Consider the following 13,510-nt stretch of genomic DNA (forward strand, 5'->3'; position numbering starts at 1 on the left):
TCGAAGGCTTGCAAGCCAGAGAATCCGGGCGCAAGCGCGCCGCAAGTCGCCGGGCACGCGCTTTCTCGATCCGGCGGCGAGGGCCGGTTCGTCCCGCCGTGCGAACCGCCTTGCCGCCGCCCGGGCCACGTTTTCCCTCCCGGCTTTTTGCCGGATGTTTGCCCAGCTCGCGAGGGGTGTGTGCCGTCCGGCACACCCACGTCTCGAATAAATGTGCATGATGCCAAGTAGGGGACTTTCCGGGGATGCGGCAGGCCGCCTGACAGGAACGTCAGCGAGTTGTAAGGGTGCCGTAAGGGGACGGGGGCATGGTTACTCATGAGAGAAGACAAGCGCTCAGCGAGACGGCTGAAACTGTCGGTGCCGGTCGTCAGACTGAGGGTGTACGCCGAGGTCCAACCGCTAATGAGAGACCATTGAGGGACGTGATGAAGATGCGCCAGACCCAGATTCGCCGGCGGCCGAAGAGGCCGGCCAGATCCGCGCTGGACCTTCGCACGCCGTCGGGGCGACCGCTGCCCTTTTGAGATCACGAAACAGGAGCGCTATCTGAGAGGTGCGCCATGTGCAGTCACTACCCCGCTTGCCCGAGTGCCGATTCGCCCGACCGTGAGGCGTCACACGTGATCTCGGCCCACCCTGACCAGGGCTGGAGCCTGCTCTGCAACGGCGTCGTGCTGTTCGATGACACCGGTCTCCTGCTGCCCGACGGCAGGGTCGTGGCCCCGCACCGAGCCCCTGTCGCCGCGTGAAGCTCTCTTGGGTCGCCAGGCCGGAGGAGGAGCGGGACGTGCCGGCGGTCCGCGAGGTCAACCTCGCGGCGTTCGCCACCTCGCTCGAAGCCGACCTGGTCGACGCGCTCCGCAAGGATCCCGCCTGGGTGCCGGGCCTGTCCATCGTGGCCGAGCACGACGGGGTCGTGGCCGGGCACGCACTGCTCACCCGCTGCCACGTCGGCGGAGTGCCCGCCCTGGCTCTCGCCCCCTGCGCCGCGCTCCCCGCCTACCAGCGGCAGGGCGCCTGCTCGGCCGCCATCGCCGCCGGGCTGGCCAGGGCCCGCGAGCGGGGTGAGCATCTGGCGCTCGTGCTGGGGCACCCCAGTTACTATCCGCGCTTCGGCTTCGTGCGAGCCTCCGCCTATGGCATCCGAGCGCCCTTCGACGTTCCCGACGAGGCGATGATGGCGTTGGTGCTCGACAAGGCCAGGCCGGTGCCGAGCGGCACGATCACCTACCCGGCACCCTTCACCGCCTGACCGGCCGGCCAAACTGCCCGGCCACACTGCCCGGCCGGGGCCGGCCGGGCCGGCCGGATCGGTCAGCGGCGGCCGATGCTCAGGACGGGGCCGGTGCGATCGGTGAAGAAGTCGTCTCCCTTGTCATCGACCACGATGAACGCGGGAAAGTCCACCACCTCGATCTTCCACACCGCCTCCATCCCCAGCTCGGGATATTCGAGCACTTCCACCTTCTTGATGCAGTCCTGCGCCAGCCGGGCCGCCGGGCCGCCGATGGAGCCCAGGTAGAAGCCGCCGTGTTCCTGGCAGGCCTCCGTCACCTGCGCGGACCTGTTGCCCTTGGCCAGCATCACCATCGACCCGCCGGCCGCCTGGAAGCGCCCCACGTAGGAGTCCATCCGCCCGGCGGTCGTCGGCCCGAACGAGCCGGAGGCGTATCCCTCGGGGGTCTTGGCCGGTCCGGCGTAGTAGACGGCGTGGTCCTTGAGGTACTGCGGCATCTCGCCGCCGTTGTCGAGCAGCTCGGCGATCTTCGCGTGCGCGATGTCGCGGGCGACCACGAGCGGGCCGCTGAGGGAAAGCCGCGTTTTGACGGGATATTTCGTCAGCTGGGCGAGGATTTCCGGCATCGGCAGGTTGAGGTCTACTTCGACGACGTCCTCCGAGAGGTGCTCGTCGGTCGTCTCCGGCAGGAAACGGGCCGGATCGGTCTCCAGCTTCTCCAGGAACACGCCCTCCGGCGTGATCTTCGCCAGCGCCTGGCGGTCGGCCGAGCAGGAGACCGCGATGGCCACGGGGCAGGAGGCGCCGTGCCGGGGCAGGCGGATGACGCGTACGTCGTGGCAGAAGTACTTGCCGCCGAACTGCGCCCCGATGCCCAGCTTCTGCGTCAGCTCGAAGACCTTGGCCTCCAGCTCCACGTCCCGGAACCCGTGCCCCGACGCGGAGCCTTCGGTGGGGATCGAGTCGAGATAGCGCGCGCTGGCGTACTTGGCGGTCTTGAGCGCGAACTCGGCGGAGGTGCCGCCGACGACGATCGCCAGATGGTACGGAGGGCAGGCCGCGGTGCCCAGCGAGCGGATCTTCTCCTCCAGGAAGGCCAGCATGCGCTTCTCGTTGAGCACGGCCTTGGTCTCCTGGTACAGGAACGACTTGTTGGCCGAGCCGCCGCCCTTGGCCATGAAGAGCAGCTTGTACTCGTCGGCGTGGCCGTGCGGGTCCTCGGCGTAGAGCTCAATCTGGGCGGGCAGGTTGCTGCCGGTGTTCTTCTCCTCCCACATGGTCAGCGGGGCCATCTGGGAGTAACGCAGGTTGAGGCGCGTGTAGGCGTCGTACACGCCCCGCGAGATGTGCTCGGCGTCGAGCCCGTCGGTCAGCACGTGCCGGCCGCGCTTGCCCATCACGATCGCGGTGCCGGTGTCCTGGCACATGGGCAGCACGCCGCCGGCCGAGATCGAGGCGTTCTTCAGCAGGTCGAGGGCGACGAACCGGTCGTTGCCGCTGGACTCGGGATCGTCGACGATCTTCCTGAGCTGGGTGAGGTGCGAGGCGCGCAGGAAGTGGGAGATGTCGTGGATCGCCGCCTCGGTCAGCAGCCGCAACGCCTCGGGCTCGACCTCCAGGAACGTACGCCCAGCCGCCTCGACCTTCCGCACCCCCTCCGTCGTGATCAGCCGATATTCGGTCTCATCGGCTCCCAGCGGCAGCAGGTCGGTGTAGTCGAACTCGCCCATGTCCATCCCTTCGCTCTTCCTGAAGAGGTTAGTCCCTCCGTCGTGGAGCGCATTCCGGGGGCAAGTTCAGGCTTCGTTGGGGGCGACGGCGGGCGCCTGGGAGCGCTGGGCGGTGAGGCCGAGCAGGATGCCGGCGATCACGAGCCCGGCGCCCAGCAGGTCGTACGCCGTCGGCATCGCGATCCCGAGCACCGCCCCCGTGACGATCGCCCCCACCGGGATGAGCCCCGCGAACAGCCCCGCGAGGCCGGGGCCCAGCTTGGGCAGCGAGGTGTACCAGAGGAAGAACGCCACCACCGTCACCACGATCGCCAGGTAGGCGAAGCCGAGGAGCTCGGCGGTCGTCGGCACGCGGAGCATCCCGGCGCCCTTGTCGGCGAATCCGATCAGGGCGAGCAGGGGGACGGCCAGCGTCGTGGAGTAGGCCGACACCCGGATCGCCCCCAGCTTCGGCAACAAGGGGATGGCCAGCATGGAGAAGCACACCTCGCCGACGAGCGCGCCGAGGGCCCACAGGAGGCTTTCGAGGGTGCCGCTGCCGAGCCCGGTGGCGAGCGTCGCCCCGGCGACCACCACGGTCGCACCGATGATCAGGCGGGGCGCGGGGCGGCCGCCGGCCAGGGCGAGGGCCAGTGGCACGGTGCCGAGCACGGTGCCGACCAGGGCGGGGCCGGAGGCGCGGGCGGACTCGATCACGCAGACGTTGAAGAACACGAGCCCCAGCAGCGTGAGCCCGAGGAGGCACAGGACCTCGCGCCGGGACAGCCGCACGAACCGCAGGCCGAGCAGTCTCGTTATGACAAGCAGAATGACCGCTCCCACGAGATACCGCACAGCCTGGCCGCCGTATAGGGGGTAGTCGGCGATCAGTCCCGAGACCCCGGCCAGGGTCCCGACCAGGAACATGGCCGAGGCGGCGCCGACGATTCCGTTTCTCATGCGAAGGATGCTAGAGAGACAATGGTTCTCGAAAACAGTCCAATGTCCCGGCGAAAGACAGGACCAATATGGCCGACCTCCACATAGGGATAAATCGAGATAAGGGGGGAATCGCCGGGCAGATCGCCGCCGAGCTGCGCGACTCCATCCGCTGCGGCCGGCTCACCCCGGGCACCCGCCTGCCCGCCACCCGCGACCTGGCCACCGATCTCCAGGTGTCGAGGGGCGTGGTGGTGGAGGCGTACGAGCAGCTCGTCGCCGAAGGCTTCCTGGTCTCCAAGGTGGGCGTGGGCACTCAGGTGACGCCCAAGACGGCCGCCCGGGCCGTGCCCCGGCAGCCGCAGGCGCCCGCGCGCCCCAGGCCGGTGCGTCCCGACCCCCCCGTGTGCGCGCCGTTCTACGGACATCGCCCCACCTCCCCAGACCTCAGCCACTTCCCGCGCGAACGCTGGCTCGCAGCCGTCAGGCACGTCCTGACCACCGTACCTTCGGACGCCTTCGATTACGGGGACCCTGGCGGCGTGCCTGAGCTGCGCGAAGAGCTGGCCGGCTACCTGCGCAGGGTGCGGGCGGCGGACGTGCGCCCGGAGAACCTCGTCATCGTGGGCGGCGTGGCCCAGGGGCTGAGCCTCGTGCTGCACGTCCTGACCCAGCAGCGCCCGCTCAGGCTGGCGGTGGAGGATCCGACCAGCCATCGCCAGATTCCGCTGCTGCGGCGGGCCGGCGCGCACCTGGTGCCGGTCCCCGTGGACGAGGAGGGCCTGGACGTGCGGAAACTGAGCGGCGACGCGGTGCTGGTCACGCCCGCCCACCAGTACCCGACGGGTGTGGTGCTCTCGCCGTCCCGCCGGGCGGCCCTGATGGCGTGGGTCTACGCGGGCAACCGGGTGATCCTGGAGGACGACTACGACGCCGAGTTCCGCTTCGACCGCGATCCCGTCGGCTGCCTCCAGGGCCTGGCGCCCGACCGGGTGATCCTCTCGGGCAGCGTGAGCAAGGCGCTCGCCCCCGGGTTGCGGCTGGGCTGGGTGGCCGCGCCGGCCGAGATGGCCGAGGCGGTACGCCGGGCGCGGGGCGAGCTGGACCTGGGCTCGCCGGTCATCGAGCAGTACGCGCTGGCCCACTTCCTGCGGACCGGCGGCTACGACAAACACCTGCGCCGGATGCGCAGGGAATACCGCGTCCGCAGGGACGCCCTGGTCAGGGCGCTGGCCGAGGAGCTGCCCGAGATCCGGGTGCGGGGCATCGACGCGGGGCTGCACGTGTACCTGGAGTTGCCGGAGGACTGGGACGAGGCGCGGGTGGTGCGGCTCGGGCAGGAGCTCGGGCTGTCCATCGAGCCGGTGGGGCAGATGCGCGGGTCGCTGGGGCCGCCGGCCGTGGTCGTGGGGTTCGCGCGGTTGCCGGAGCACAAGGCGGCTGAGATCGTCCGAGGCTTAAAGGTCAGAATGTCAGGACAAAATGTTGACTGAGGGAGAAATCCTCGCTTAGAAAGAAATCATCACCCTGAGGGGGACGCCATGCGTGTCGGACTACTGGGCCTGGGCCGGATCGGAGCCTTCCACGCCGCCACCCTGGCCGCGCATCCGCTGGTGGACGAGCTGATCGTGGCCGACCCCGTACGCACGTCGCCGCACGGCCGGCCAGGAGACCCGTTCGCGTCGGACGCCGTGGTGATCGCCACCCCGACCGGCACCCACGCCGAGCTCATCGTCAAGGCCTGCGAGCGCGGCCTGCCCGTCTTCTGCGAGAAGCCCGTCGCGGGCACGGTGGCCGAGACCGTCAAGGTGCTGGAGGCGAGCGCGGGCAGCCGGGTGCAGATCGGGTTCCAGCGCAGGTTCGACCCGGGCTACCTGGCCGCGGCCGGCGCGCTGCGCCGCGGTGAGCTGGGCGAGTTGCACCGCGTCCACCTGGTCACCGCCGACCCGGCGCCTCCGCCCGCCGCCTACATCGCCACCTCCGGCGGCGTCTTCCGCGACTGCCACATCCACGACTTCGACATCCTGCGCTGGGCGACCGGCCGGGAGGTGGTCTCGGTCTACGCGACGGGGGCCAACCGCGGCGCGGCCTTCTTCGCGGAGGCGGGCGACGTGGACAACAGCGCCGCGCTGCTCACCCTGGACGACGGCACGCTGGCCACCCTGCAGGGCTCCCGCTACAACGGCGGCGGGTACGACGTGCGCATGGAGCTGGCCGGCACCCGGCGCACCCAGGTGGCGGGCCTCGGCCCGCGCGCGCCCCTGCACACGGACGACGGCGGGCCGGCCGATCCCTGGCCGGACTTCGTCACCCGCTTCGAGAACGCCTACCGCGGCGAGATCGACGCCTTCCTGACGGGCGCCTTCGTGACCGGCGACCCGAGCCCGTGCACGATCGAGGACGCGCTGGAGGCGCTCTACGTGGCCGAGGCCGCGGACCTGTCACTGCGCGAGCGCCGGCCGGTCGAGGTCGCGGAGGTACGGCCGTGAGGGCGGCCGTCGATCGGCGCCGCTGTCTTCTCCCGGACGTCTTCTCCCGGACTGATCAGGCCGCGGTGGTGGGTGCCTCTTTGGGCTGGAAGCCCGGCGCCAGGGCGATGATCACGGCGGCCAGTACGAGCGGCGCCACGAACGCCACCCGCATGTCCGCGGCGTCCGCGATCCCGCCCACCAGGGCCGCGCCCACGATGAAGCCGACGTAGTTGAAGAGGTTCACCCGGGCGATGGCCACGCCGGTGCCCGCCGGGTCCAGCCGGCCCGCCGCCGAGAACGACTGCGGCGCCACCACCGACAGCCCCACCCCGGTCAGCCCGAACGCGACGATGGCCAGCGGCTGGTTCGGGGCCAGGACCACGCCCAGGAATCCCAGCGTGGCGATCACGCCGCCGATCCGGACGATGGCGGCGGGACCGTACCGGCGGACGGCGAAGTCGCCGGCGAGGCGGACGGCCAGCGTGGTGGCCTGGTAGGCGACGTAGGCCAGCGGGATGACCTTCGGTCCCGCGGCGAGCACGTCCTTCATGAAGACGGTGTTGAAGTTGGAGACGGCGGCGTCGCCGATGTACAGGAAGCCCATGGCCAGGCAGAGCGGCATGATCGGGCGCCACGGGAGCCTGCCGGTCGGAGCGGTCGCGGCGGTGAGCTCGACCTTCTCCTCCTCGGGCGTGCACAGGTCGCGCCCCATGGCGAGCGAGCCGAGCACCGCGAACACCATCGGGATGCCCATGATGACCGGCAGTGGCAGGTCGGCGGCGCCCGCCGCCCACAGCGCGCCCACCATGCTGAACACGCTCCACACGCAGTGGAACCCGTTCAGCACCGGGATGCCGTACCGGCGCTCGACGGCCACGCCCTGCATGTTCATGCCCGCGTCCACGGCGCCGACGGCGACGCCGAAGACCAGCAGCACCGGCACCAGCGTCGGCACGCTGGGCGCGAGCCCGGCGAGCACCACGGCGACGGCCACCACCGGCTGGGCGACACGCAGCAGGAGCTTGCTGCCCAGCCTGGCCGCGAACGAGCCGGCGGCCACGCTCCCGACGCCCGCGAACACGGGGACGATCAGCAGCAACAACGTCAGTGTGCCCTCGTCCAGCCCGTGCTTGGCCTGGAGGTTCGCGACCTGGATGAGCAGGGACGCGAAGGACAGGCCCTGCACGGCGTAGACGACGTACGTGGCGAGGCGGGCACGGCGATCACGCGGGGACGGCACGACGGCCTCCTGATCGGGGGGTATCAAACGTGAGGCTGGGTCAGGTTAGCGGCTCGCCGCGCCACAGCGCCAGACGCTGCTACCGGACCTCTTCCACGACCGGCTCAACCGTCCCCGCCCCATCGAGCCGCACCGGTCCCGTCCCATCGAGCCGCACCGGCTCAGGCCCATCGAGCCGCGCCTGTCCTGGCTCGCCGAGCCGCACCGGCTCCGGCCCGCCGAGTTGTCCGGCCGCGGCCCAGACGCCCAGGGCGAGCAGCGCCGCCACCTCGGTGACCGCGAGGCCCCGCTCCACCAGCCCGAGCGGCATCACCCGCCACCACGCCAGCCCGTTGCCCGCGCCGATCAGCATCGCCGCGCCGATGCCCGCCACCCACACCACCGAGCAGATCCCGAACCCGAACGCCAGCACCGTGGCCCGCGACCGCTCGCCCTGCCGCCACGGCCTGGCGATGATCACGGCCGCCAGCGGCAAGCAGAGGAAGGCCACGAAACTGCCCGCCCGGTGCAGGCTCCCGCTCATGCTGGGCCCCACCGACCAGTCGTGCTTGTCGAACCAGGCCGTCACGAACAGCCCCGCGCTCCAGCCCATGAGCGCGATGGTGCCGAAGATCCCGGCCAGCCGCCTGCGCGCCAGCGACACTCCGATGGCCGCCGATCCGGCCGCCAGCAGGCCCACCCCGAGCGCGAAGATCCAGCCCTCAGGACGGAGGCCGTGCTCGCTGATGGTCCGCCTGAACATGTTCATGTCGTCGAGACTCGCCACCTCCAGGCCCACGATCAACGCCACGCCCGTGCCTGCCGCGGCAAGACCCCATCGCGCCGGTTGATGCACGCGCACCCCTCCCTTTGCCGGGATCAACGGCGGAAAGCGGCGGCAGATTCCGGGAACAGCCGTATTTCACGGCAGTGCGCGCCGGATGAGGCCGCCGCTCAGCTCGCGGACCCCGGTGACAGGCACGTCGTCACGGCTCTCGGTGATCAGGATCGTCCCCGCACCTTCAACCGGCCCCGGTGATCAGGATCGTCCTCACACCATCAACCGCCCCGGTGATCAGGACTGGCCTCACGCCTTCAACCGGCCCCCGCCGTCCACGGTCAGCACCGTGCCGGTCACGAACGCGTTGCCCACCACGAACGCGATCGTGGCCGCCACGTCGTCCGGCGTGCCGACGCGCCCGCCCGGCAGCCCCGCCGCGGTGCCTTCGAGGAAGGCGGACCGCGCCTCGCCGCCCAGCACCGACCACCATTCGGTGTCGATCACGCCGGGGGAGACCGCGTTGACCCGGATGGGCGCCAGCTCCACCGCCAGTCCGGGCACCGTGGCCTCGATCGCGCCGTTCACCGCCGCCAGCAGGGACGTGCCGGGGTAGGCCGCGCCCGCCGACGCCGCCGTCACGAAGGTGATCGAGCCCTGCGGGCTCAGCACCCCGAGCGCGGCCTGCGCGTTCAGCAGGTGGGGGATCAGCTTGCCCTCCGTCGCGGCGGCGATCCCCTCGCGGGTGTGCCCGCTCAGAGGTCCCGCGCCGCCGCGGCCGGTCACGGTGACGATCAGATGGTCGATCGTCCCGAGGCCCTCGAACGCCGCCCGCATCGCCTCGGTGTCGCGCGCGTCGACTGCCTGGCCGGTCGCCTGGTCGCCGAGCTGCTTCAACGCCGCCCGCAGGCGCTCCTCGGAACGCCCGGTGACGAAGACCTCCGCGCCGCCTTCGGCCAGCTTCTTGGCGGTGGCCAGACCGATGCCCGACGTGCCGCCCACGATCACAACTCGCATCTCTGCGTTCCTCCAATACGAGACATTGTGCCTCGAATATAAACGAGGCACAATGTCTTGTAAAGTGAGCGGCATGACCGGCAGACCCCGCAGCGAGGTGGCCAGGCAGGCGATCCTCCAGGCCGCGCTCGATCTGTGCGCCCGCGACGGTTATCAGGGCGTCACCATGAAGGGCATCGCCGAGGAGGCCGGCACCGGCAGGCAGACCGTCTACCGCTGGTGGCAGACCAAGGCGCAGGTCCTGATGGAGGGCATGACCGGGGTCATGGTCAGGGACCTGCCGCCGACGCCGGACAGCGGGGACGCGCAGGCCGATCTCGTGGCGTTCCTGGAGCAGACCTTCGAGCTGGCGCAGGGGGTGGCCGGGCAGGTCGTCATGGGGCTGATGGCCGACGCGCAGTCCGATCCCGAGCTGGCCGCCGCGCTGCGCGCGAAAATCATCGAGCCGCGACGCAGCTCCCTGCGCGCCGTGCTGGCCCGCGGCGCCGTGCCCGCCGACGTGGACCTGGAGCTCGCCGCCGACCTCATCTTCGGGGTGATGTGGTACCGCCTGCTGAACCGCCACGCCGAGGTGAACGCGGAACTGGCCGAGGACATCACCGCGCTTCTCGCACGTATCGGTTGATGGGAGTCATCTGGCACGAGCGAATCCGGCGAGCGCCAGATATCGTCAGAAGTGTGAACGAACGCGCGGGATCGTGGTTGCCGAAGCTGCAGCAGGTCGGAGAGCGGCTGGCCGAGGAGTTCGTCTCCGCGCGCCGTCCGCCGGCGTCGGGAGACGTGCCGCAGCCGCACGAGCTCCGCGCGTCCGACGCCGATCGCGAGCGGGTCGCCCAGGTCCTCCAGGACGCGCACGCCGACGGCCGGCTCGCCCTCGACGAGCTGGAGGAGCGGCTCGGCGTGCTCTACTCCGCCCGTACGCTCGGCGACCTGGCCGGGCTCACCACCGACCTGCTGCCCGCCGACGAGCAACCGCTCAACCTCGACGGCCGGCCGGTGTCGGCCATCTTCAAGAAGACGCAGCGGGGCGGGCGCTGGGTCGTGCCGGCCGAGCTGGAGGTCACCGCCATGTTCGGCACCACCAAGCTGGACTTCCGCGACGCCATCCTGCAGAACCGGCAGATCATCATCAACGCCACGCTCGTCTTCGGCGGCCTGGAGATCCACGTGCCGGAGGGCCTCGAAGTCGTCAGGGTCGCCAAGGACAAGACCGTCCGCCTCACCAAGCAGCCGACCGAGCCCGGCGGGCCCGTAGTCGAGGTCCGCACCACCAACTTCGCCGGCGAGGTCAAGGTCAAGGAGCCGCCCCGCCGCAAGCGCCGCCGCTGACGCGAGCGGCCCCTGGACGTCCGGCGCACTTTTCCGGCGCTGTCGAAATGTCCGGCGCGCTTATCCGGCGCTGTCGAAGTTGATCGCGCTGTACGCCCGCAACTTCCAGAGCTGGTGCTCACTCTCGATCTTGCGGATGGTGCCGGAACGGCCGCGCATCACCAGTGACTCGGTCACCGCCGAGCCGGAGCGGAACCGTACACCCTGCATGAGCTCCCCGTGCGTGATGCCGGAAGCGGCGAAGAACACGTCGTCGGAGCGGACGAGATCGTTCGTCGTGAGCACCTGGCCGAGGTCGTGACCCGCGTCGAGAGCCTTACGGCGCTCGGCGTCGTCGCGCGGCCAGAGTTTGCCCTGGATCACGCCGCCCAGGCACTTGAGCGCGCACGCGGCCACGATGCCCTCCGGCGTGCCGCCGATGCCCAGCATCAGGTCGATGCCGGTGCCCGAACGCGCGGCCATGATCGCGCCGGCCACGTCGCCGTCGGTGATGAACTTGATGCGCGCGCCCGTCTCCCTGATTTCCTGGACCAGCCGCTCGTGCCGGGGCCGGTCCAGCACGACCACCGTCACGTCGTGCGGCGAGCAGTGCTTGGCCTTGGCCACCGCCTGGATGTTCGCGGCCACGGGGGCCTCGATGTCCACCGCATCGGCCGCCTCGGGGCCCGTCACCAGCTTCTCCATGTAGAACACGGCCGACGGGTCGTACATCGAGCCGCGCTCGCTCACCGCGATCACCGAGACCGCGTCGGGCATGCCCAGCGCGGCCAGCCTGGTGCCGTCGATGGGGTCGACGGCCACGTCGCAGTCGGCGCCGCTGCCGTCGCCGACCTGCTCGCCGTTGAACAGCATGGGCGCGTGGTCCTTCTCGCCCTCGCCGATGACCACCACGCCGTTCATGGAGACGGTGTTGATGAGCTGGCGCATGGCGTTCACCGCCGCGCCGTCGGCGCCGTTCTTGTCGCCGCGGCCGACCCAGCGGGCCGCCGCCATGGCCGCCGCCTCCGTGACGCGGACGAGCTCCATGGCCAGGTTGCGATCGGGGGCGTGCTCGCCCGTGGCGAGTGCCGGCGGGACCGACGTGTCCGACATGATGAGTGGCCTCCTCGTGGGGTAACTATGTCGATCGTAGTTGCCCTCCTATTCCCGGTCGGAGGGGGATAATCTGCGGCGGGCCTCGGTACGGGCCGGACGAAGGCGGCACTTGTAAGCTTCGACATGGTTGCCCTGCAAACCGGAGAACGGGATTTTGCGCCATACGGTGTGCGCAACACGGATCTTGCCTCCACCATGGAGCATGGCTGCCCCCGCCGTGGAGGAGAACCGAATGAGCGATGTGGACCCCGTGGTGACCCAGCCGCGCACGTCCGAGCGTGGCGCCGCCACCCGGAGTTCGCTTCTCGCGGCGGCGAGGGAGGTCTTCGTCTCCAAGGGTTTCGCCGACGCGGGCGTGACCGACGTGGTGGCCAGGGCCGACGCCAGCGTGGGCAGCCTCTACCACCACTTCGCCGGCAAGGCCGACCTCTACCTCACGCTGTTCGAGGACTTCCAGGCCAGGCAGACGCAGCGCACCAAGAAGGCCGCGCGGCTGGCTCGCGGGGCCGGCGAGAGCGACCCGATGCGGGTGTTCATCAGCGCCGCCCGCGCCTACCTCGACGGCTGCCTGGAGGAGCGCGAGCTCGCCGCGCTGTTCCTGCGGGGTGACGGGCCGCCCGGGTTCGAGGTGGTCATGCGCGACCGGCTGCGCAAATGGGCGCAGCGCAACGCGGCGCTCTTCGAGGACGAGGGGGCACTCGTCGTGGTGATCACCGGCGCGCTGGCCGCGGGCCAGTCCGAGGTCGTCCGTACGGGTGACCGCGCCCTGGCCGAGGAAGTCCTCGCCATCATCGGCCGGATCCGCCCGGTCACTTCGGCGACCGCCTCCTCCAGCGGGTAACCTCGCCAAGTGTGCGACGGTTCACCCAAGGTTTCTACGGCTACGCGGTAGCCCTCTTCGTCTGCCTCGCGGGGGCTGGGCTCTTCCTGCTCATCACCCCGCAGAGCCGGGAGGAGCACATCCCGCGACTCGAATACTCCATCACCGTCGCCAACTTCGGCCACGCGGTGCCCTACGGCGTGTGGGCGCCGCAGAAGGACCCGGCGGGCTGGGTGCCCAACAGCAACAGGATCGCCAAGGGCGAGAACGGCGCGCAGGCCCTCTACCTCGGGTATGCCACGGCCAAGCGCGAGCACGCGATGTTCGTGCAGAGCAACGAGCAGCCGGCGGCCGCCTTCGCCAGCCGCATGGCCAACACCGCCACGCCCGCCGGCACGCGGCAGATCGGCGGGGTCGCCTGGGAGCAGCGCTTCCGCGAGGACAAGAAGCAGCGCTCGCTGATCCGCGTCCTGCCGGAGACCACCCTGGTCGTCACCGGCACGGCCGACTGGCCTGAGCTGGCCGAGCTGGCCGGGCTCCTCCAGCAACGCGCCCAGGGCTAGCCGGTCCCCGGATGTCGGTCACCACGTCTAGGGTGGTCACCGTGGCAGCAGCAGACGACAAGACGCCCTCGTACGAGCACGCCCGCGAGGAGCTGACCGAGGTGGTGCGCCGCCTGGAGACGGGTGGGCTCACGCTCGAGCAGTCGATCGAGCTCTGGGAGCGGGGGGAGAAGCTGGCGGCCGTCTGCGAGGAGTGGCTGCAGGGGGCGAGGGTCAAGCTCGCGGCGGCCATGGCGCGCCGTTCCGACCCCACTGCGGGGCAGTCCGACGACGCGCCCTTCTGACCGCCCGGCAAGGGTCATCCCGCCGGCGTTCCAGCCCGTCGAGCGT

At 70.7% G+C, this 13,510-nt stretch carries 15 protein-coding genes; 9 read left to right on the top strand and 6 right to left on the bottom strand.

Features of this window, described 5'->3' with window-relative positions:
• Positions 1–563 precede the first annotated feature (563 nt).
• A complete protein-coding gene (locus ACWD0F_RS14480; RefSeq protein ID WP_449875383.1) occupies positions 564–752 on the top strand; it encodes a DUF5999 family protein in 189 nt (62 codons plus the stop codon).
• Positions 749–1,255 (top strand): GNAT family N-acetyltransferase, encoded by a 507-nt coding sequence (locus ACWD0F_RS14485; protein WP_449875385.1) that lies wholly within the window; start codon positions 749–751, stop codon positions 1,253–1,255. The genes ACWD0F_RS14480 and ACWD0F_RS14485 overlap by 4 nt, the downstream gene beginning before the upstream one ends.
• Before the next feature lie 62 nt (positions 1,256–1,317).
• On the opposite strand, the gene ACWD0F_RS14490 is transcribed toward ACWD0F_RS14485, so the two are convergent.
• Positions 1,318–2,970, bottom strand: a complete 1,653-nt coding sequence (locus tag ACWD0F_RS14490; protein WP_449875387.1) for a fumarate hydratase — start codon at positions 2,968–2,970, stop codon at positions 1,318–1,320.
• A 66-nt stretch (positions 2,971–3,036) separates the two neighbouring features.
• The gene (locus ACWD0F_RS14495; RefSeq protein WP_449875389.1) at positions 3,037–3,909 is read right to left on the bottom strand and encodes a DMT family transporter; all 873 of its coding nucleotides are present in this window, start codon (positions 3,907–3,909) and stop codon (positions 3,037–3,039) included.
• Between the two features lie 68 nt (positions 3,910–3,977).
• Here ACWD0F_RS14495 and pdxR point away from each other — a divergent pair, with 68 nt between their 5' ends.
• Together pdxR and ACWD0F_RS14505 are read left to right on the top strand one after the other, a co-directional pair.
• A complete protein-coding gene (pdxR, locus tag ACWD0F_RS14500) occupies positions 3,978–5,381 on the top strand; it encodes a MocR-like pyridoxine biosynthesis transcription factor PdxR (protein ID WP_449875391.1) in 1,404 nt (467 codons plus the stop codon).
• Positions 5,382–5,429: 48 nt separating this feature from the next.
• Entirely contained in the window at positions 5,430–6,377 is a 948-nt protein-coding gene (locus tag ACWD0F_RS14505; RefSeq protein WP_449875393.1) for a Gfo/Idh/MocA family protein, read from the top strand.
• A gap of 55 nt (positions 6,378–6,432) precedes the next feature.
• Here ACWD0F_RS14505 and ACWD0F_RS14510 read toward each other — a convergent pair whose 3' ends face one another.
• The 3 genes from ACWD0F_RS14510 to ACWD0F_RS14520 all read right to left on the bottom strand — a co-directional run bounded on the left by ACWD0F_RS14510 (position 6,433) and on the right by ACWD0F_RS14520 (position 9,373).
• Entirely contained in the window at positions 6,433–7,599 is a 1,167-nt protein-coding gene (locus tag ACWD0F_RS14510) for an MFS transporter (RefSeq protein ID WP_449875395.1), read from the bottom strand.
• 79 nt (positions 7,600–7,678) lie between these two features.
• The gene (locus ACWD0F_RS14515; protein ID WP_449875397.1) at positions 7,679–8,434 is read right to left on the bottom strand and encodes a DUF998 domain-containing protein; all 756 of its coding nucleotides are present in this window, start codon (positions 8,432–8,434) and stop codon (positions 7,679–7,681) included.
• 231 nt (positions 8,435–8,665) lie between these two features.
• Positions 8,666–9,373 (bottom strand): SDR family oxidoreductase, encoded by a 708-nt coding sequence (locus tag ACWD0F_RS14520; RefSeq protein WP_449875399.1) that lies wholly within the window; start codon positions 9,371–9,373, stop codon positions 8,666–8,668.
• 73 nt (positions 9,374–9,446) lie between these two features.
• Between ACWD0F_RS14520 and ACWD0F_RS14525 the strand changes: the two genes are divergently transcribed.
• Together ACWD0F_RS14525 and ACWD0F_RS14530 are read left to right on the top strand one after the other, a co-directional pair.
• Positions 9,447–9,998 carry a TetR/AcrR family transcriptional regulator gene (locus ACWD0F_RS14525; protein WP_449875401.1) on the top strand — a complete coding sequence of 184 codons (552 nt, stop codon included), beginning with the start codon at positions 9,447–9,449 and terminating at the stop codon, positions 9,996–9,998.
• Positions 9,999–10,051: 53 nt separating this feature from the next.
• A complete protein-coding gene (locus ACWD0F_RS14530) occupies positions 10,052–10,702 on the top strand; it encodes a DUF1707 SHOCT-like domain-containing protein (RefSeq protein WP_449875403.1) in 651 nt (216 codons plus the stop codon).
• A 60-nt stretch (positions 10,703–10,762) separates the two neighbouring features.
• On the opposite strand, the gene glpX is transcribed toward ACWD0F_RS14530, so the two are convergent.
• Positions 10,763–11,794: a class II fructose-bisphosphatase gene (gene glpX, locus ACWD0F_RS14535; protein WP_449875405.1), complete on the bottom strand. Its 1,032-nt coding sequence runs from the start codon at positions 11,792–11,794 to the stop codon at positions 10,763–10,765.
• 235 nt (positions 11,795–12,029) lie between these two features.
• On the opposite strand from glpX, the gene ACWD0F_RS14540 reads away from it, so the two are divergent.
• From ACWD0F_RS14540 to ACWD0F_RS14550, 3 genes are read left to right on the top strand one after another with little or no spacing between them, the layout of a single operon-like run.
• On the top strand, positions 12,030–12,638 hold the full coding sequence (locus tag ACWD0F_RS14540; protein ID WP_449875407.1) for a TetR/AcrR family transcriptional regulator: 609 nt from the start codon (positions 12,030–12,032) through the stop codon (positions 12,636–12,638).
• Positions 12,639–12,649: 11 nt separating this feature from the next.
• Entirely contained in the window at positions 12,650–13,180 is a 531-nt protein-coding gene (locus ACWD0F_RS14545; RefSeq protein WP_449875409.1) for a DUF4245 domain-containing protein, read from the top strand.
• A gap of 11 nt (positions 13,181–13,191) precedes the next feature.
• Positions 13,192–13,464: an exodeoxyribonuclease VII small subunit gene (locus tag ACWD0F_RS14550; RefSeq protein WP_449875411.1), complete on the top strand. Its 273-nt coding sequence runs from the start codon at positions 13,192–13,194 to the stop codon at positions 13,462–13,464.
• Positions 13,465–13,510 lie beyond the last annotated feature (46 nt).

The organism is Nonomuraea sp. NPDC002799 (genome assembly GCF_053592075.1).